Origin of the sequence: Flagellimonas flava (assembly GCF_050617915.1) — a bacterium.
GTDB lineage: Bacteria > Bacteroidota > Bacteroidia > Flavobacteriales > Flavobacteriaceae > Flagellimonas > Flagellimonas flava_A.
Genome location: NZ_JBODQE010000005.1, coordinates 233,379 through 252,700, shown reverse-complemented (window position 1 = coordinate 252,700; position 19,322 = coordinate 233,379). Strand labels below are relative to the sequence as shown.

General features: G+C 43.1%; 19 protein-coding genes. 11 read left to right on the top strand and 8 right to left on the bottom strand.

All coding sequences use genetic code 11. The features are described from left to right. Window positions 1-211 precede the first annotated feature (211 nt). Entirely contained in the window at window positions 212-1,243 is a 1,032-nt protein-coding gene (locus tag ACRHOZ_RS14445) for a rhodanese-related sulfurtransferase (protein WP_431126830.1), read from the top strand. A 211-nt stretch (window positions 1,244-1,454) separates the two neighbouring features. Here ACRHOZ_RS14445 and ACRHOZ_RS14440 read toward each other — a convergent pair whose 3' ends face one another. Further along, window positions 1,455-2,915 (bottom strand): BspA family leucine-rich repeat surface protein, encoded by a 1,461-nt coding sequence (locus tag ACRHOZ_RS14440; RefSeq protein ID WP_431126828.1) that lies wholly within the window; start codon window positions 2,913-2,915, stop codon window positions 1,455-1,457. A 500-nt stretch (window positions 2,916-3,415) separates the two neighbouring features. Between ACRHOZ_RS14440 and ACRHOZ_RS14435 the strand changes: the two genes are divergently transcribed. The 7 genes from ACRHOZ_RS14435 to ACRHOZ_RS14405 all read left to right on the top strand — a co-directional run bounded on the left by ACRHOZ_RS14435 (window position 3,416) and on the right by ACRHOZ_RS14405 (window position 10,265). Next, window positions 3,416-4,573, top strand: coding sequence for a PSP1 domain-containing protein (locus ACRHOZ_RS14435; protein WP_431126826.1), 1,158 nt, complete (start codon window positions 3,416-3,418; stop codon window positions 4,571-4,573). After that, window positions 4,563-5,051: a gliding motility lipoprotein GldH gene (locus ACRHOZ_RS14430; RefSeq protein WP_431126824.1), complete on the top strand. Its 489-nt coding sequence runs from the start codon at window positions 4,563-4,565 to the stop codon at window positions 5,049-5,051. The genes ACRHOZ_RS14435 and ACRHOZ_RS14430 overlap by 11 nt, the downstream gene beginning before the upstream one ends. 4 nt (window positions 5,052-5,055) lie before the next feature. Then, window positions 5,056-7,389: a penicillin-binding protein 1A gene (locus tag ACRHOZ_RS14425; protein WP_431126821.1), complete on the top strand. Its 2,334-nt coding sequence runs from the start codon at window positions 5,056-5,058 to the stop codon at window positions 7,387-7,389. A 226-nt stretch (window positions 7,390-7,615) separates the two neighbouring features. Beyond that, window positions 7,616-8,317: a CoA transferase subunit A gene (locus ACRHOZ_RS14420; protein ID WP_431126819.1), complete on the top strand. Its 702-nt coding sequence runs from the start codon at window positions 7,616-7,618 to the stop codon at window positions 8,315-8,317. A gap of 59 nt (window positions 8,318-8,376) precedes the next feature. Beyond that, window positions 8,377-8,616, top strand: coding sequence for a four helix bundle protein (locus ACRHOZ_RS14415; RefSeq protein WP_431126817.1), 240 nt, complete (start codon window positions 8,377-8,379; stop codon window positions 8,614-8,616). Between the two features lie 151 nt (window positions 8,617-8,767). Further along, window positions 8,768-9,421 (top strand): CoA transferase subunit B, encoded by a 654-nt coding sequence (locus ACRHOZ_RS14410; protein WP_431126815.1) that lies wholly within the window; start codon window positions 8,768-8,770, stop codon window positions 9,419-9,421. Between the two features lie 313 nt (window positions 9,422-9,734). Further along, on the top strand, window positions 9,735-10,265 hold the full coding sequence (locus tag ACRHOZ_RS14405) for a GNAT family N-acetyltransferase (RefSeq protein WP_431126813.1): 531 nt from the start codon (window positions 9,735-9,737) through the stop codon (window positions 10,263-10,265). Here ACRHOZ_RS14405 and ACRHOZ_RS14400 read toward each other — a convergent pair. After that, window positions 10,254-10,574, bottom strand: a complete 321-nt coding sequence (locus tag ACRHOZ_RS14400) for a hypothetical protein (protein ID WP_422349684.1) — start codon at window positions 10,572-10,574, stop codon at window positions 10,254-10,256. The genes ACRHOZ_RS14405 and ACRHOZ_RS14400 overlap by 12 nt on opposite strands. A 144-nt stretch (window positions 10,575-10,718) precedes the next feature. Between ACRHOZ_RS14400 and ACRHOZ_RS14395 the strand changes: the two genes are divergently transcribed. Continuing rightward, the gene (locus ACRHOZ_RS14395; protein WP_431126812.1) at window positions 10,719-11,426 is read left to right on the top strand and encodes a helix-turn-helix domain-containing protein; all 708 of its coding nucleotides are present in this window, start codon (window positions 10,719-10,721) and stop codon (window positions 11,424-11,426) included. A gap of 4 nt (window positions 11,427-11,430) precedes the next feature. On the opposite strand, the gene ACRHOZ_RS14390 is transcribed toward ACRHOZ_RS14395, so the two are convergent. The 3 genes from ACRHOZ_RS14390 to ACRHOZ_RS14380 are packed head-to-tail and all read right to left on the bottom strand — an operon-like array spanning window position 11,431 to window position 13,987. After that, window positions 11,431-12,573, bottom strand: a complete 1,143-nt coding sequence (locus tag ACRHOZ_RS14390; RefSeq protein WP_431127136.1) for a methionine aminotransferase — start codon at window positions 12,571-12,573, stop codon at window positions 11,431-11,433. Beyond that, window positions 12,573-13,046 carry a very short patch repair endonuclease gene (locus tag ACRHOZ_RS14385; protein ID WP_431126810.1) on the bottom strand — a complete coding sequence of 158 codons (474 nt, stop codon included), beginning with the start codon at window positions 13,044-13,046 and terminating at the stop codon, window positions 12,573-12,575. Before ACRHOZ_RS14385 ends, ACRHOZ_RS14390 begins: the two co-directional genes overlap by 1 nt. A 59-nt stretch (window positions 13,047-13,105) precedes the next feature. Next, the gene (locus ACRHOZ_RS14380; RefSeq protein WP_431126808.1) at window positions 13,106-13,987 is read right to left on the bottom strand and encodes a winged helix-turn-helix domain-containing protein; all 882 of its coding nucleotides are present in this window, start codon (window positions 13,985-13,987) and stop codon (window positions 13,106-13,108) included. A gap of 108 nt (window positions 13,988-14,095) precedes the next feature. On the opposite strand from ACRHOZ_RS14380, the gene ACRHOZ_RS14375 reads away from it, so the two are divergent. Both ACRHOZ_RS14375 and ACRHOZ_RS14370 read left to right on the top strand, forming a co-directional pair. After that, window positions 14,096-14,680 carry a YceI family protein gene (locus ACRHOZ_RS14375; protein WP_431126806.1) on the top strand — a complete coding sequence of 195 codons (585 nt, stop codon included), beginning with the start codon at window positions 14,096-14,098 and terminating at the stop codon, window positions 14,678-14,680. Continuing rightward, window positions 14,681-15,646 carry a WD40 repeat domain-containing protein gene (locus tag ACRHOZ_RS14370; protein WP_431126804.1) on the top strand — a complete coding sequence of 322 codons (966 nt, stop codon included), beginning with the start codon at window positions 14,681-14,683 and terminating at the stop codon, window positions 15,644-15,646. A 52-nt stretch (window positions 15,647-15,698) separates the two neighbouring features. Here the strand turns inward: ACRHOZ_RS14370 and ACRHOZ_RS14365 are convergent, their stop codons facing one another. From ACRHOZ_RS14365 to ACRHOZ_RS14355, 3 genes are read right to left on the bottom strand one after another with little or no spacing between them, the layout of a single operon-like run. Further along, the gene (locus ACRHOZ_RS14365; protein ID WP_138836668.1) at window positions 15,699-16,445 is read right to left on the bottom strand and encodes a succinate dehydrogenase/fumarate reductase iron-sulfur subunit; all 747 of its coding nucleotides are present in this window, start codon (window positions 16,443-16,445) and stop codon (window positions 15,699-15,701) included. 5 nt (window positions 16,446-16,450) lie between these two features. Next, complete coding sequence (locus ACRHOZ_RS14360) at window positions 16,451-18,454, bottom strand: fumarate reductase/succinate dehydrogenase flavoprotein subunit (RefSeq protein WP_431126802.1); 2,004 nt, start codon at window positions 18,452-18,454, stop codon at window positions 16,451-16,453. Between the two features lie 2 nt (window positions 18,455-18,456). Beyond that, on the bottom strand, window positions 18,457-19,125 hold the full coding sequence (locus ACRHOZ_RS14355; protein WP_422349693.1) for a succinate dehydrogenase cytochrome b subunit: 669 nt from the start codon (window positions 19,123-19,125) through the stop codon (window positions 18,457-18,459). Window positions 19,126-19,322 lie beyond the last annotated feature (197 nt).

Sequence of the window (19,322 nt, the reverse complement as noted above, 5' to 3'; positions counted from 1 at the left end):
TATCTAAACGTTACTAACTCGTATTATCATAGCGGGCCCAACTAGGGCTCGTTGCCTTTGGCAAAAGGGAAAATTTGCGCTATGAAAAAGGATTAATCGGTTGGGAGGGGTTTCTTTTTAAGAAACCCTTTTTCTTTTTTAGCTGGTTGGATTTTATAACTTTGCCCCACTTTTAGACAATCTATTCTTTAATCTTAACTATTGGTATAGCATGCAACTGTACAATACATTAAGTGCAAAGGAAAGAGAACAGCTTATTGAGGAGGCCGGCAAGGATCGGCTCACCATCTCTTTCTACAAATATGCACACATTGGAAATCCACAAATTTTAAGGAACCATTTATTTATCGCTTGGAATGAAATGGACGTTCTGGGCCGAATTTATGTGGCCTATGAAGGGGTGAATGCCCAACTTTCCGTTCCCGCGGATAATTTTGGGGCCTTCAAGACCCACTTGGACAGCATTTCCTTTTTGGAAAATGTTCGTTTGAACATTGCCGTGGAACAGGACAACAAATCCTTCCTTAAACTCAAAGTGAAGGTGCGCAACAAGATTGTTGCGGATGGTTTGAACGATGACACCTTTGACGTCACAGACAAAGGGGTGCATGTTGGAGCTGAAAGATTCAACGAGCTTATTGAAGATCCAGATACTGTCCTGGTTGATATGCGCAACCACTATGAAAGTGAGATAGGCCATTTTAAAAATGCCGTTACCCCAGATGTGGACACTTTTAGGGATTCTTTGGACATTATTGAGGAAGATTTAAAGGAACACAAAGAGGATAAAAAATTGGTAATGTATTGCACGGGTGGTATCCGTTGCGAAAAAGCCAGTGCGTACTACAAGCACAAAGGCTTTAAAAATGTGTACCAATTGGAGGGCGGAATCATTGAGTACACCCGTCAAGTAAAGGCCGAAGGCTTGGAAAACAAATTTTTGGGCAAAAACTTTGTTTTTGACCATAGAAGGGGAGAACGTATCTCAGAAGATGTGATTGCCAATTGTCACCAATGTGGCAAACCCTGTGACACCCATGTAAACTGCGCCAACGAAGCCTGTCATTTGCTCTTTATCCAATGCGAGGACTGCGCCAAGGCCATGGACAACTGTTGCTCTACCGAATGCCAAGAAGTACATGCCCTACCTTATGCAGAACAAAAGCGCTTACGAAAAGGCAAGCATGCCAGCAACAAGATTTTTAAAAAGGGGCGCTCGGAAGTATTGAAGTATAAGAAATGACCTCCCGTCAGTTCGAGTGTCCCGAATTTACTTCGGGATGTATCGAGAACACACCCCTGACCCCTCTCAAGAGGGGAACAGTTGCCAACTTCCTTCTTGAGAAGGGAAGGTTTCGCAAAGCGAAATGCGGGAAATGTTTTTACAGAATAGAAGAAACCCTAGAAAGCATGGCTTTTGGGTTTCTTTAAATTGCTTTTTTAGTTTTTTTGAATCAATCGCATTGAATATCTCCTTGGATATCCCAGTTTAGCCCGTTGGAATCGGTCAATATATTTCTAGCGGCAACCGCATCGGTACCACAGTAGCCAAGCAAATGTGCTCCTAGGACAATATTATCAGGAACCCCTTCTAGATTTGCCCAGCCAATTAATGTCTTGCCGTAATTATCTGATGAAAGTCCAGAATGAGAGAACATATTGACCATTGATTCAACATTTTGAATGTTCCATGAACCTAGGTTTTTGTCAAAATCATTGGTAAACCTAAACATGTCATTCATGGCATAAACGCTGCTTACAACCCAATTCCCAATATCTCCATTGAAGGAGGACGCGCCACTGAACATATAGCCCATGTTAGTGATTTTGCTTACATCCCAATTGCTCAAATCCCCGTTAAAAGATTGGGCATCACGGAACATATTAGTCATATCCGTAACATTGGAGAGGTCTGGAGCATCGGTAGCAGTATAGTTTTCTAATTCCGTACAACCAAAAAAGGCATCTGCAAAGGTTTCCCATTCAATAGTTCCCCAGTTCAAAATTCCAGTTAAATTGGTTGCCCAGGGACGATCATTAAAAGTTACCCTGGGAAAAGAGCCGTTGATTGCAACGGAATGGGTGCCTTCGTCTGCATAGATATGAGTTGGTTCGGTACTGTTTATTATATGTTCAACAGGGGAACCGTCACCCCAGTCAATAAGATAATCGTACCCATCATTGAAAAAGTCGGTGCCAACACCAATTTCCTGGTCGGCCATTGTGGTTGTAAATTCCAGAACAAAAGAGGTTTTGTCCAATGCATAAGGGGCGTCGGGGACATTCTCTATCACAATGGTGATTGTTTCTTGCACAGTGTCCGTACCATCACCAACCTCAATGGTCACAATATGTTCGGTTGCCGTTTCATAATCCAGCGTCTTGCTGGGAATTAGGCTTAGGGTTCCATTTTCTGTAATTTCAAACGGGGAGATTTCGTCGGCAATGGAAAAAGTAAGAGGGTCGCCATCATTGTCCGTAGCTTCCACAGTGCCAATTACGAATGTATCATCTATGTCCTCCTTAACAGAAAAGCTTTGGCCTTCAGTAATGGTCGGTGCTTGGTTGGTTTCCTCTACTGTCACCTCAAAGTCTTCTGCACTTGTGGCAGTGCCACCTTCCGTGGTCACCTTGATTTTACCGGTCTCGGCTCCAGCAGGAACAGTTCCGGTTAATTTTGTGGTATTGGCGTCACTTAGGGTTACGCTAACACCGCTAAGGGTCACTGTATTATCAGAGATTGTGGCGCCAAAGTCGGTTCCGTTTATGATCAAGGTAGAGCCAACAGGGCCACTTTCTGTATGGCCTGTAATAGTAGGGGCGTTTGCCTCTGGTGTGGTTTTGTCATCATCCTTGCTACAGGCAAGAGCTGCGAGGGCAAATAAGGCCAATGCACAAAGGTTTTTCAGTTTCATAATTTGGGTTTTTTAGGATTAAACCCTAAAAATGCCCTCTATTTTCTGTAGAACTATGTTCCAATTCATGGATGCCTTGTTTGAATTGACGGATGGGGGTTTTGGGTTGATGGAATTTTTGAGGTTTTGTCAATTCAAATGCGACGGAATAAACTTGGCAAGCCGTCAGTTCGAGTGAAATTCTGGAAGAATTTCGTATCGAGAACTGGCACCTAAGGTCATTTCAGGAATTGGGTTACGAGCGATGAAAAATCAGTTTAGCATAAAAGCGGCATTTCCGAGCTGCCTTAAATTATGCTATCTTTACCTCAAGATTTTTTATGAACCCTATTTGGGGGGCAATAAAACCTTGAAACTAGTTCAATGTCGCATCTAGCTGTCATCCTGAGCGCAGTCGAAGGAGTAGTCGAGATGTTCATTGAACATCAGTAACTTAAAGCGTTCTCGACTGCGCTCGAACTGACAGGGTTTTTAGGGCGCTCCAAACCAAGATATAAATTATGGGATGTAGCAGTTGTTCAACCGGCAAGGATGGACAACCGCGGGGTTGCAAGAACAACGGTACTTGCGGCACAGATGGTTGTAACAAGCTTACAGTCTTTGACTGGCTTTCCAATATGTCGCTGCCCAACGGTCAAAAACCTTTTGATTGCGTTGAGGTACGATTCAAGAACAGTAGAAAAGAATTCTTTAGAAATGTGGACGGCATTCCGCTCTCCATTGGAGATGTAGTGGCCACTCAGGCCAAATCTGGCCATGATGTGGGGATTGTAACTTTGACCGGGGAATTAGTCAAGGTACAGATGCGAAGAAAAAAAGTAGCGCTGGACGACAAAACCCTTCCCAAGATTTATAGAAAAGCTTCGCAACGTGATATTGACATCTGGCAAAAAAGCCGGAGCAAAGAGGCGGAGGTGCAAAAGCGTTCCCGCGAAATTGCCATTTCCCTAAAATTGCAAATGAAATTGAGCGATGTGGAGTTTCAAGGTGACGGCTCCAAAGCAACTTTTTATTATACCGCCGAGGAAAGGGTGGACTTTCGCCAACTGATCAAGGACATGGCCAAGGCCTTTGGCATTCGAATTGAGATGCGCCAGATTGGGTACCGACAGGAAGCCCAACGTTTGGGGGGGATTGGATCCTGTGGTCGCGAACTGTGTTGTTCCACTTGGTTAACTGATTTTAGATCGGTCAGTACGGCTTCGGCGCGTTATCAACAATTGGCATTGAATCCCCAAAAACTGGCAGGGCAATGTGGCAAGCTCAAATGTTGCCTCAATTACGAATTGGACATGTATCTGGAGGCACTGAAAGATTTCCCATCACAGGATAGTAAGCTTCAGACCAAAAAAGGAGTTGCCTTTTGCCAAAAAGCGGATATTTTTAAGCAGACTCTTTGGTTTTCCTATAGGGATGACCCGGCCACTTGGCATGCTTTGGACAAGGATCATGTGTTGGAAATCTTGGAACTGAACAAGAAGAATGAAAAGATTGCCAGCTTGGAGGAATATGCCCAAGATAATGTGAGCGATGAAAAAATGGCCTTTGAAAATGTGGTGGGTCAGGACAGCCTTACCCGTTTTGATCGCCCCAAGCGAAAGAAACGACACAAAAAGAGAAGAAAAAACAATCCAAAATCTTCTTCCAATGCACAATAAAATTTACTATGCCTTGGTTGTATTTCTAGGCTTGGTATCGTGTAACAGCAATCTGGTATTTTCTGAATTTGAACCCATGTCCAATGGCAAATGGCAAATGGATCAGCTGGTGGATTTCCAGTTTTCAGAATTGGATTCGGTACAGGGCCATAACATGTTCATCAATATAAGAAATGATAATACCTACCCGTTCAGCAACCTCTTTTTGATTACGGAACTGGAGTTTCCCAATGGCCAGACCCAGAAGGATACCTTGGAATACAAGATGGCGGAACCCACTGGGGAATGGTTGGGCAAAGGATTTGGGAGTATCAAGGAAAACAAGCTTTGGTACAGGGAAAACATCGTTTTTCCGGATTCCGGCGTATATAAGTTGAGCGTGGCCCATGCCATGCGAAAAAATGGAGAAGTGGATGGCCTTTACCTTTTGGAGGGCATTACCGATGTAGGTTTGGAAATTGAAAAAAGCACCCAGTAAAGCAATGGCAAAAGCTAAACAAGGGAAGCCAAAGAGCTTCCTTCCTTTCATCAAATGGTTTTGGATTCTTTTCGGAGTCGGGATTTTCTCGGCAGCATTGATTTTTTTATTGGCATCATGGGGCGCCTTTGGTGAAATGCCCACCTTTGAGCACTTGGAAAACCCCAACACCAATTTAGCCACGGAAATCATTTCTTCGGATGGGGAAACCCTCGGGAAACTTTACTTGGACGATAACCGTACTCCTGTTGCCTTTAAGGAGTTGCCCCAAAATTTGGTGGACGCCTTGGTGGCTACTGAGGACGCCCGGTACTTTGACCATGCAGGGATTGATGCCAGGGGAACCATACGCGCCTTTGCCTATTTAGGACGAAAGGGAGGTGCAAGTACAATCTCCCAGCAATTGGCAAGGCAACTCTTCATAGGGGTGAGGGACAAGCAAAGCACCACAAACGCCCTATTTCAAAAAATTAAGGAATGGGTAATTGCCACCCGTTTGGAACGCAATTATACCAAGGAGGAAATCATAGCCATGTATATGAACATCTATGATTTTGGATATGCCGCAGATGGCATTCGGTCCGCAGCCCGAATTTATTTCGGAAAGGAGCCATCGGAATTACGAACACAAGAGTCCGCTGTTTTGGTGGGGATGCTGAAGAACTCCTCCCTATTCAATCCCATTAGAAGACCGGAAATGGTTTTAGGCCGAAGGAATACGGTATTGGGACAAATGGCGAAGTATGACTACATAACGCAAGCTGAAAAAGACTCCCTTCAAAACATGGAAATGGACATCAACTTTAGTCCAGAATCCCATAGAGAGGGTTTGGCAACCTATTTCAGGATGTATGCCCAACGATGGCTGAACAGATGGGTAAAGGAAAATCCAAAACCAGATGGGGAGAAGTATAATATCTATTTGGACGGATTAAAGATTTTCACCACCATTGACTCCCGCATGCAGAAGAATGCAGAGGAAGCCATGGAAGAACACATGAAAAATCTTCAAGCCGAGTTCTTCCATCAAAACACCCCAAAAAGGAACCCTACGGCACCATTTTTAGATATTACTAACGGGGCAATCGATACCATAATGCGTAGCGCTATGAGACGTTCAGCACGTTGGCGAAGTATGTCAAGACAAGGAAAATCTGAAGAGGAAATTAAAAAATCTTTCCATGAAAAAACGGAAATGACCGTCTTTGATTGGAACAGTGATTCGTATGAAAAGGACACCATTATGACTCCTTTGGATTCCATTCGCTACTATAAAATGTTTTTGAGAACGGCCATGATGTCGATGGAACCACAAACAGGTCATGTGAAAGCTTGGGTTGGTGGAGTGGATTATAAACACTTTCAATACGACAATGTAATTCAGGGTGCGCGTCAGGCGGGATCAACCTTTAAGCCCTTTGTGTACGCTGCGGCAATTGACCAACTTCGCTATTCACCTTGCGATTCGCTGCCAGACAATCAGTATTGTATAGAGCCATTGAAGCATGGGAATATGGAGGCCTGGTGTCCAAAGAATTCAGATGGGAAATACTCAGGTAAAAATTTAACGTTGAAAAATGCATTGGCCAACTCGGTCAACACGGTAACAGCCCAATTGATTGATCAAGTGGGGCCAGCATCGGTAGTAAATATTGCCAAAGGCATGGGATTGGGAGAGGATATTCCTGAAGTGCCATCCATTGCATTGGGCACCCATGATTTTAGCGTATATGATGTGGTGGGGGCCTACGGTACTTTTGCTAACCAAGGAGTCTATGTTAAGCCTGTAATGGTTACCCGGATTGAAGACAAAAATGGAACTGTACTATATGAGTATGTTCCCGAGACCAAAGATGTATTGAGTAAGGATGTTGCCTATGCCATGGTTAATCTCATGGAAGGGGTAACCCAAGGTGGATCGGGAACAAGATTGCGACACACTTTTGCCAAGGAACAGCGGGTTTACCAAGACATTATAACAGGATACCCATATGAATTAACCAATCCCATTGCGGGAAAAACGGGAACCACGCAAAATCAAAGTGATGGATGGTTTATGGGTATGGTGCCCAACTTGGTCACAGGAGTTTGGGTAGGCGGTGATGACCGATCCATACATTTTAAAAGTCTTACCTACGGTCAAGGAGCATCCATGGCCTTACCTATTTGGGCATTGTACATGAAGAAGAACTATGAAAATGAGGAGTTGGGGGTATCCACGGAAGCTTTTGAGGAGCCCGAAGAGTTGTCCATTAATGTGGACTGTACCAAAGTTTTGGAGGAACTCAAAGAAGAGACGGATACTGAAGACGATTTGGACGAGGATATAGGCTTTTAGGCCAAAGGAAAAAACACTTAAAAACGAGCTCCAAGTTAAGATAATTCCTTGGGGCTTTTTTTTTGCCACTGGAATCACAACGTTAACGGCGTAGATTCCGTGGCATTGTCATTCCTGCTTAAGCAGGAAACCATACGGATAAACTCTTAGGGCTTCTTTTGAAAACAAAACGGTTTCAAGAATTCTTTAATTATCGTAATTTCAACAGCAATAAAATTGGAAATCCATGATCAAGAAAACTGTAGCAACTGTAGAGCAAGCCTTGGAAGGGGTAGCAGATGGAATGACCTTTATGCTAGGAGGGTTTGGGCTCTGTGGCATCCCGGAAAATGCCATTGGGCAATTGGTAAGCTTAGGGATTAAGGATATTACCTGTATCTCCAACAACGCGGGGGTTGACGATTTTGGATTGGGACTTTTACTGCAACAGCATCAAATAAAAAAAATGATCTCTTCCTATGTGGGCGAAAATGATGAGTTTGAGCGCCAGATGCTGAGTGGGGAATTAGAAGTGGAATTGACTCCCCAAGGTACGTTGGCAGAGAAATGTAGGGCGGCTCAATCTGGATTCCCGGCATTTTACACCCCAGCGGGTTATGGAACCGAGGTTGCTGAAGGAAAGGAAACTCGGGAATTTGATGGCAAGATGTATGTTTTGGAACCTGCATACAAAGCGGATTTTGCCTTTGTAAAAGCATGGAAAGGGGATGAAGCGGGCAATTTGATTTTCAAGGGGACGGCAAGAAATTTTAATCCTTGTATGTGTGGTGCTGCCAAGATAACGGTTGCGGAGGTGGAGGAATTGGTTCCTGCTGGAAGTCTGAATCCCAATACAATTCATATCCCAGGGATTTTTGTACAGCGCATTTTTCAAGGGGAGCGGTACGAGAAACGAATAGAGCAGCGGACCGTGAGGTCAATGGACTGATTGCTTTGTGGAAATTTGAAAATGAGCTAATGTAAAAATGGCCTAATAAGTTTATTGGAATGAAGGAGAATGTTGTTGTGGTAAAATCTACGGAATTGGCTTTGGAGATAATTTCATTTTGCGAAGTGCTGGAAGCGAAAAGAAAGTTTGTTGTGGGCAAGCAACTATTAAGGTCGGGAACAAGTGTTTGGGCAAATATTCGAGAAGCGCAACATGCAGAAAGCAGGGCTGACTTCATCCATAAGCTAAAAATTGCAGCCAAAGAGTTGGAGGACCAAATACTGGTTGGAAATTTGTGAAAAGGCCCCTACGTATCCTTCAAAGCCCAAACTGGGGACAATGACCAAGGAATTGGGATTGATTTTAGGCAAAATTGTAAGTACAAGTAAAAGAAATTCAAAAAAGTAGAGAATTGGCACATTTTCAAATCAAAAAATTAGCACATTAACTATGTTGGATAAAAACGGAATCGCAAAACGGATTGCAAAAGAAGTCAAGGACGGATATTATGTGAACCTAGGGATAGGAATACCCACTTTGGTGGCCAATTTTGTACGGGAAGATATCAGTGTGGAATTTCAGAGTGAAAATGGGGTGTTGGGCATGGGACCATTCCCGTTTGAGGGCGAAGAGGATGCCGATATCATAAATGCCGGAAAACAGACCATAACCACCCTTCCCGGTGCGTCTTTTTTTGACTCTGCATTGAGTTTTGGCATGATTCGGGGGCAACATGTAGACTTGACCATTTTAGGAGCTATGGAGGTGGCAGAAAATGGCGATATCGCCAACTGGAAGATTCCGGGTAAGATGGTAAAAGGCATGGGCGGTGCAATGGATTTGGTGGCCTCAGCTGAGAATATTATTGTAGCCATGATGCATACCAATAAGGCGGGAAAATCCAAATTGCTCAAAAGATGTTCGCTTCCACTGACAGGAGTGGGCTGCGTAAAGAAAATTGTTACCAATTTGGCCGTATTGGAGGTGACCCCTGAAGGGTTCAAATTATTGGAAACGGCTCCTGGGGTATCTGTGGAGGAAGTGGTGAACGCAACAGAAGGTAAACTGCTGGTGCAAGGGGAGATTCCCGAGATGGAAATATAGTCCCAATACCTATCGGTTTGTTTACCACAATATAGCTTACCTACACAACATTTTTTTTAACTAAAATTTCTTTTGCGGTATTTTGGCAGTGTAGAATATTTTTCCCAAATTAACCATCCTTAAAATCAACACCATGGCACCCAAATTTTTCCGTTCCTCCGTAGAGGACAACGTTCAAGTTTACAGAAACGATTTTTTCACAGGATTTATGTTATTGATCAAGAAGCTTTTTATGCTTTAAGACTCATAAAATGAAAAAATGTAAGGGCCAACAAAATTGTTAGGCTCTTTTTTTATTCCATAATTTAGAGGGATGAATCAACCCTCAAATCATTTAAGTTTTCGGGAATGCACTTTATCGGATTTGGATGCCTTAATCCAAATATCCAAAGACACTTTTATTGCAGCATTTGAAGAAGAAAATGAACCCGAAGATTTTAGGGAGTATATAGCATCAGCGTTTAGCAGGGAACAAGTGCAAAAGGAACTGTTGAATGTAGACTCCCAATTCTATTTTGTTTTTGAAAACATGGATTTGGTGGGCTACTTCAAGGTGAACAACGGGCAAGCGCAAACAGATGTCAAGGACAATAATTCATTGGAACTGGAACGGATCTATGTTGTTGATGGTCACCAAGGCAAGGGCATTGGGGCATGGATGCTCCAACAAATTATCAATTTGGCCAAACATAATGGTATGGCCTATGTGTGGTTAGGGGTATGGGAACATAACCCGGGAGCCATAAGATTCTACCAAAAACATGGGTTCACCAAATTTGGCACCCATCCGTATTACATCGGGAACGACAAACAAACAGATTGGTTGCTTCGGTTAATGCTTTAATATACCATCCAAAAACATAATGTCTCCTTCGGACTGCAATTTCCTTGCTACAGAATTTTCCAAGGCGGCATGGATGAGCAGGGCCAACGCCATGGAGTTGCCTTCGGTTAAACTATTGGTTCGATAAACCAGGTCCCTTACTGTGGAAAAACTGATACTACACCCTGAAGCAATATTGGCCAAATTGTCTTTGTTCAGGTTTCTTCGCAAAATGGTAGAGAGTTCTTGTCCTATAGGTTTACCAAAATCGGAGCTGGTAAACATTTCCTCGTTTTTAATTCGTAGGTCGGAAGATTTGAGCGTGCCCATTCTTGTAAATTGTTAAGTTAAACTTGTAATAAATGAAATAATTCCCTTTTTCTATATTTGATCGTAAGGGAAGTACAAAGGTGAAGTTGAGAATTACGCATTTTTATGGGTATGCGTAAAAATATTACACAAGATAGTGATTTTATGCACATAATAAAAGAGTTAAGACGAAAAAAAGGAATAAGTCAAACAGAATTTGCCCATGCCATTGGTGTTAGCCTGCGAACCGTGCAGCTTTATGAGAGAAGAGATGCCAACATTCCAAATAAGAATTTAAAGAAAATTGCCCAATTTTTTGATATGACTATCCCCGAACTCGTCATTCATGAGTTCCACGACCCCAACGATACCTATGGGAAAAAGAAACCCTACGCCAAACAGGGTAGCGTGTTCTACCCTTTGGAACACGGAAAACTATTGGTAATGTCCCCTTTGGTGCTTATGGAGCAGCAAAAGGAATATATTACCCGCGTAAAAACCGGTCTTGTTTCCCAAAATGCCTTCGAAACTGGGTTTGTGATGGATTCCATTGACGATGAACTTCATATGGCTTTTGAAATAACGGGGAATTCCATGTATGACGGTACCATAGATTCCATTCCCAACAAATCCATAGTTCTAGGCGTAGAGGTGGATGTCAAGGAGTTTGCTTTGGAAAACAATGGGCTATGCAACAAATCGTATGTTTTGGTCTGCAAGGACCGCATTATCTGTAAGCGCATCACCAACTATAATGTTGAAAAAGATGTTTATCAGTGTAACAATCTAAACAAGGCCCCAGAGTTCCAGGATTTTGAGCTTTCGGGCAAGGATGTGCTCCAAATATTTCGGATTGCAAGAAGACAGCTATAACCGCTTAGATTCGTTGTAGTATTTCTGCCGCTTGGTCCAGGACATCTTCGGTTTTCCCAAAGCAAAACCGCAAGAACCTTTGATTGTAATCAGGCCCGCAAAATACCGAAATGGGAATGCTGGCCAATTGATATTCTTTGATGAGACGTATCGCAAAATCCATGTCTTTCTCATCCGTTATTTTTCCATAATCCAACAATTGAAAGTAGGTGCCAGCGGAAGGCACGGCCTCAAACCTTGAACCTTGGATGGCATTTAAGAAATAATCCCGCTTCTTTTGATAAAAACTCCCTAGTTCAAGATAATGTTCAGGAGACTGTAGGTATTCATTCAATGCAATTTGGAGCGCATGGTTTACCGAAAAAACATTGTACTGGTGAACCTTATGGAACTCTTGCATCAAAGCTTTGGGGGCTACACAATAGCCAATTTTCCAACCCGTAACATGGAAGGTCTTTCCAAAGGATGAACAAACAATGCTTCGAGAGGCCAAATCAGGAAATTTGGATACACTATGATGCTGTTCCCCATCAAAGGTAATATGTTCATAGACCTCATCACTCAGCAAAATTATGTTGGTGTCCTTAAGGATTTCCTGCAATTGAATCATATCTGATTCCGACCAAATGGTACCCGTGGGATTGTGGGGCGTATTGATGATCATCATTCGAGTTTTAGGGGAGATGACCTTTTTAAGCCTGTTCCAATCTACCTTAAATGATGGCCCTTGTAATGCAAGAGGAACCACAATGCCACCAAATAGTTCAATGGCGGGTTCATAGCAGTCATAGGCTGGGCGAAGTACTATAACTTCATCCTTGGGCTGAACAAAGGCCGCTATACTGGTGAAGATGGCTTCAGTGGCCCCTGCAGTAATGGTAATCTCTGTTTCGGGATGATAGGATTTACCGTAGAGACTTTCTGTTTTTTCTGAAATGGTTTCCCGTAGACTTAAAGCACCTTGCATGGGGGCATATTGATTAAAATCGTCTTGGTGGGCTTTGTCTACCAGCTGCAACAATTTGGAATGGGGGGAGAAATTGGGAAACCCCTGGGATAGGTTGATGGCGTCATGTTCCTTGGCCAACTGACCAATGACCGTGAAAATTGTAGTGCCTAAATTGGGCAATTTGGAATTGATTTTAATCATTCGGGTTGCTTTTTTAACCATACAATTACCTCATCCAAACAACGATGAAGTTCTTTTTTGATTTCACTTTCCCAAAATCGAAATACGGTGTATCCCATTTCTGCCAAGGCTTCGTTGACCTCCTGATCGCGTTGTATGTTTCGCTCTATTTTAGGAATCCAGAACTCTTTGTTTGTTTTGATTTTGTGCTTGCGTTCCTCCCAATTGTGACCGTGCCAAAATTCCCCATCAATAAATATGGCTGTTCGATATTTTTTAAGAACAATGTCTGGCTTTCCAATCAATTTTTTATAATCTATGCGATACCTATAGCCAGCGGTCCATAATGCTTTTCTAAAAGCCAACTCTGGTTTGGTGTTCCTGCCGCGGATCTTGCCCATGATCTTGGAACGTTCAGGGGTGGTGTAAAAACCGGACTCCTCATTGAACCGAGGAACTTTAATGCGCTCTTTGGGATAGTTTTTGGGCATGTTTCAAGATAGCAAAAAGGGAAGCTTAAATTTCATTCAGATGGGATTTCTTGTGCGGATTATTTCTTGGAATCCTTCAGTATTTCCAGTTTATAACCAACCCCATGGACATTAATAAGATTGATATGATCTTCGTCCTTGAACTTCTTTCTTAGTTTGGAGATGAAGGTGTCCAAACTTCGACCAACAAAGACACCCTTGTTTTCCCAAACTTCCTTGAGCAATTGATCACGGCTAACCACTTGGTTGATGTTGTCGGCAAAAATTTTAAGTAGGTCCGTTTCCTTGGCAGTTAATTGGATATCTGCACCGTCCTTGACCAATTTGTTCTGATCTGTATAAAAAGCGTAATTGCCAATGGGTATATAGGCCAATGCATTTTGGGGTTCTGCCGTTTCCTTTCGTTTTACCAGGAAAAATAGACCTACTCCTAAAGTGCCGAACACCACTAGCGTGTACCATGGGGCACTCAATTTGGATTCTTTGACAACCGTGGGCTTGGGAAAAATCACATGGATGGAATAGCAATTCATAGGGAGATTTCTACCCAAACAGGGCACAATATTCCGCTCTTCACTATCTGATACCGCATAGCTATAGTTCACTTCGTTCTGTTGGCAGTCCACGACTTCCACCAGATAGTCGCTGGGCAAATTCATGGCCTTAAAATTTCGCTCTACCGATGCCACTAAGCTATCCGGAACTATGGGTAACTCCATTTCAAAAGTTAGCTGAAAAATATGAGGTCCATTTTGTATTATGGGCAAGACCAACGAGCTGGAATCCCGGGTTTGCAACAACAAGGTGTTTCCCGTGTTCCTAAGCGCAACCTTTACCCGGTTTGAAAAAGTGTCGTCTTGGTTTTTGGGCTCATTTTTGATCACCGCAAAAGAAAGTGCAAACACGAACAACGCGCTATATATATAGAGTACAACTTTCATTTATGGCGGATTTTTGCCAAATTAAAAATTTGCAATTTTTTGCACATCATTTACATTTTATTCACCTCCCCTGAGACCCTCAAACCTAGATTTGTCCAAAACAAAACAATGATAAAAATCATCTTATTAGTTGTGGGCATTGGGTTTAATGCCTTTATGTATGGACAAGGTACCATAAATATTGATACAGAAAAGAGTGTCATCAAATGGTCGGGATCTAAACTGTTCCAGTTCAATGAGCATTATGGCACGGTAGCGTTTTCAAAGGGCACCATTTTTTGGTCAGGAGATATGGTCATGGGAGGCTATTTTGAGGCGGACATGAATTCCATTGTCAATACCGATGGCAAGTACAATGATATGCTGGTATCCCATTTAAAAAATGAGGATTTCTTTGATGTGGAAAACCATCCCATTGCCCAATTAAAGATTGTGGAGGCCCTGTATGTTGAAGAAGACGAGATAGGTGTTGAAGCCCTGTTGACCATAAAGGAGGTTACCCATCCCATAAAATTTAACATGAGCGTTGAACAAAGAGGTCAAGCCTATGTGTTTAAATCCAAGTTTGCAATTGACCGCACCCGCTGGGGCATTAGCTATGAATCCAAAGGAATTGTTGGAAGTGTCAAGGAAAGCATCATTTCAGATGCTGTCGCATTTGAGGTGGTTTTGGTGACCAAACCAGGGTGTTAAATGAAAAAGCTTTTCTTTTTTCTGTTGTTGTACACCTTGACCAATATCTGTTGTCAGCAGCAAGCAGAGGATAAAGAAACCCTATGGACCATAGCTTGGAGTCCAGATGGAAAACATATTGCAACAGGGGGTAATCAGGATGTACTAAAAGTGTTTGATGCCAAAACTTTTCAGCTACTGAAAACTTATCCCGTAGAGGGAGTACAATTAAGTCGCCTAAAGTGGCATCCAAGCAAAAATCTTTTGGCCGTTATTACCCAAGGACGAACCTTTAAAGCCAAAATACTTGATTTGGACACTGGGAAATGGAGAGAGCTCCAGGATTTGGAATCGAGCTTTAGAGCACTGGACTGGAACCATACTGGAGAACTGCTCGCTGTTTCCGAACTAGAAAAAGCGGTGTCCATTTATACCACGCATGGGAGCCGTGTAAGTCGATTTTTAGCCGACTCAAAGGGAGTTGCTGGCTTGGATTGGCATCCTTCAAAAAACATTATGGTCACGGTTGGGGATCAGATAGGGATTTACACACATCTGGGGGATACGATCAATGCTTTTCTGCCAAGAAAGGCAGAGACCCTTGTACTGTGTGTGGAATGGCATAATTCTGGCGACTTTTTTGCTGTTGGGGATTATGGCCTACTTGAAAATAAAGTAAACGATAAGGACAAACTCCTCCAATTTTGGAATAGCGATGGTAAAAAGCTTCATGAAATCAAGCCAAAAAAGGCCGAATACAGAAATATAAGATGGAACCCAAATGGAAAAAGATTGGCCAGTGCAAGTGATGCATTGCGGATTTGGTCCCAAGCAGGAGAGCTTATAGCTGAATCGGCATCGGCAAATGATTATCTATGGGGTGTGGATTGGAGTCCTGATGGAAAGTTTATAGTAACTTCAAGCAGCGAGGGGAAGATTGCTTTATGGGATAAAAATGCCAACCTCCTTAGAGTTATTGAGGAATAAAAAACCCAAACTCCTTAAGGAATTTGGGTTTTGGTTTATGAGTATTGGAATTTTATCCTTTCGTTGTAGCAGAAAGATATTCCCGGTTCATTCGGGCGATATTCTCCAAGGAAATTCCTTTGGGGCATTCCACTTCGCAAGCCCCCGTATTGGTACAATTTCCAAAACCTTCCAAGTCCATTTGGCGAACCATGTTCTGTACACGATCAGCGGCCTCCACCTGACCTTGGGGCAATAAGGCAAATTGGGAAACTTTTGCTGAGGTAAACAGCATGGCACTGGCATTTTTGCAGGCTGCCACGCAGGCCCCACAACCAATACAGGTTGCGGCATCCATGGCTTTGTCCGCATCTTCTTTAGGAATGGGAATGGCATTGGCATCTACGGTGTTCCCTGAGGTGTTTACAGAGATGAACCCCCCTGCTTGTTGAATTCGGTCAAATGAGCTTCGGTCAACAATCAAATCCTTGATGACAGGAAAAGCTTTGGCCCTAAAAGGTTCTATTACGATAGTATCCCCATCGTTAAACTTGCGCATGTGCAATTGGCAAGTGGTAATCAATCTATCGGGCCCGTGAGGTTCCCCATTGATTTGTAATGAACAGGTTCCGCAGATACCCTCTCTACAATCGTGATCGAACTCCACTGGTTCCTCACCTTTAGAAACCAGTTCTTCGTTTAGGATATCCAGCATTTCCAAAAAAGACATATCGCCCTCAACACCATCTAGGGTATAATCCACGATTTGACCCTTAGTTTCGGCATCCTTTTGTCTCCAAATTTTTAGATATAACTTCATAGCTTTTATTTGTAAGAACGTGTCTTTAATTCAATATTCTCGTAGACCAAATCCTCTTTGTGTAGCTCGGCATCCTTGGGTTCACCCTTAAACTCCCATGCAGCCACATACTTGAAGTTTTCATCATCACGCAAGGCCTCTCCTTCTTCGGTCTGGTATTCTTCCCTAAAATGTCCTCCACAAGATTCTTTTCTATGCAAGGCATCTTTGGCAAAGAGTTCTCCCAATTCCAAAAAGTCGGCAACCCTTCCAGCTTTCTCCAACTCTTGGTTTTTGGAATCAGCTTGACCAGGAATTTTTACATTTTCCCAAAAATCCTTTCGCAATTCGGCTATTTCGCCAATGGCTTCCTCCAATTCTTTTTCGTTTCTGGACATACCACATTTGTTCCACATGATTTTGCCCAACTTTTTATGATAGTAATCCACAGAATGGATTCCAGTCCCTGACATCAATTTTTCCAGACGACCCCTAACTTCGTTTTCAGCTGCTTCAAATTCTGGAGAATCAGTTGAAATGCTTCCTGTACGGATGTCATCAGATAAATAGTCACCGATGGTATACGGCAGTACAAAATAACCATCTGCCAAGCCTTGCATCAAGGCTGAAGCCCCAAGTCGGTTGGCGCCATGGTCACTGAAATTGGCTTCCCCAGCACAGTAACAACCAGGAATGGTGGTCTGTAAATTATAATCTACCCAAAGACCTCCCATAGTGTAATGCACCGCAGGATAGATCATCATTGGGGTCTTATAAGGATTCTCATCCACAATTTTTTCATACATCTGGAAAAGGTTACCGTATTTGGCCTCAATAATTTCCTCCCCCAGTTGTATAATGGTTTCTTTGTCCGGATTTTTAATGCCGGAGGTCATGGCTTTTTCCTTACCATAACGTTCTATGGCCGCGGCAAAATCAAGATAAACGGCCTCACCGGTTTTGTTTACACCAAACCCGGCATCACATCGTTCTTTGGCGGCTCTTGAAGCCACGTCACGGGGAACCAGATTTCCAAAGGCGGGATATCTACGTTCCAAATAGTAATCGCGTTCTTCTTCGCCCAGTTGGGTAGGCTTCAATTTACCTTCGCGAATGGCAACCGCATCCTCCTTGCGTTTCGGCACCCAGATACGACCATCGTTCCTCAAAGATTCTGACATCAGCGTCAACTTGGATTGATGTTCTCCGGAAACCGGTATACAGGTTGGGTGGATTTGCGTATAACAGGGATTGGCAAAGAATGCTCCTTTTTTATGGGCGCGCCAAGCTGCCATCACGTTGCTTCCCATGGCATTGGTGGACAAGAAGAAAACATTTCCATATCCCCCAGTTGCCAAAACTACAGCATGGGCACTATGCCTTTGGATTTCTCCACTAACCAAATCACGGGCAATAATGCCTCGAGCTTTTCCATCCACTAAAACCAAATCCATCATTTCATGGCGGTTGTACGCTTGGATTTTCCCTCGGTTGATCTGTCGGTTCATGGCAGCGTAAGCACCTAAGAGCAGCTGTTGTCCTGTCTGTCCTTTGGCATAAAAGGTCCTGGAGACCAAAACCCCTCCAAATGAACGGTTGTCCAAAAGGCCGCCATATTCTCGGGCAAAGGGTACACCTTGTGCCACACATTGATCTATGATATTGGCAGATTCCTCAGCCAAACGATATACGTTGGCTTCCCTGGAACGGTAATCCCCACCTTTGATGGTGTCGTAAAACAACCGATAAGGGCTGTCCCCATCTCCTTGGTAGTTCTTGGCTGCATTGATGCCTCCCTGTGCCGCAATGGAGTGCGCTCTTCTGGGAGAATCCTGGTAGCAAAAAGTCTTCACATTATAACCCAACTCGGCCAATGTGGCTGCCGCGGCTCCACCTGCCAATCCAGTTCCAACCACAATCACGTCAATGTTTCGTTTGTTGGCTGGGTTAACCAGGTCGATGTCATTTTTATGCTTGGTCCATTTATCGGCCAAAGGACCGGATGGAATTTTGGAATCCAATATGCCCATAATTAATGTGTTATTGGGTTAAGGTGATGGTATAGTGCAATGAACACAAAGGCCAAAGGCACTACCACCGCAAATATTTTCGTAAAAGATTTAATGGCTGGGGTGTATTTGTTGTTAACTCCCATGGATTGGAAGGAGGAAGAAAATCCGTGCCACAGATGTAGACTTAGCAGCACAAATGAAACCACGTAAATGATAGTTCTCCAAAAAGGGGCAAACTTTTCAACCGTTTCCGCATAATATCGGGTAGGGTTTTCAGGATTCATTTCGATGTATTTGTAGGTCATTTCATGAACCCAAAAATCGTAGAAGTGCAATCCCAAAAATGCCAAAATAACAAGACCGGAATAGATCATGTTTCTGGAAACCCAGGGAGCGTTGGCGCTGCCACTATATTTTACATAGCTGATTCCCCTGGCCCTTTTGTTTTGTAATTCAAGGCCAAACCCCATCACAAAATGTACAATGACCCCAATGATCAAAATAGGTTGCATGAGGTATTGCACCAGTGGGTTGTACCCCATAAAGTGGGAGGCTTCATTAAAAAAATCGGGGGAGATGACCGATGCTAAATTGATGGTTACGTGCAGTACAAGAAAAATTACCAGAAAGAGACCCGAAAGTGCCATCACTACCTTGCGGGCAATCGAAGATTTTATCAATCCACTCATTAGCGTTGGTTTTAGCTACAAATTTACGTCACGATTGAGTTTTTAACAAGCTTTCAACAGCCATAAGTGTCTTATTTAGACCGATTATAACCTAAGCTTGGAATGGCTTCAACTTGAAGCATTTAATTGGGCCAAAATTCCAACAAATGGGATTTTTAACCGATATTACAATTGATTTATAACTGACCAAAATCCGT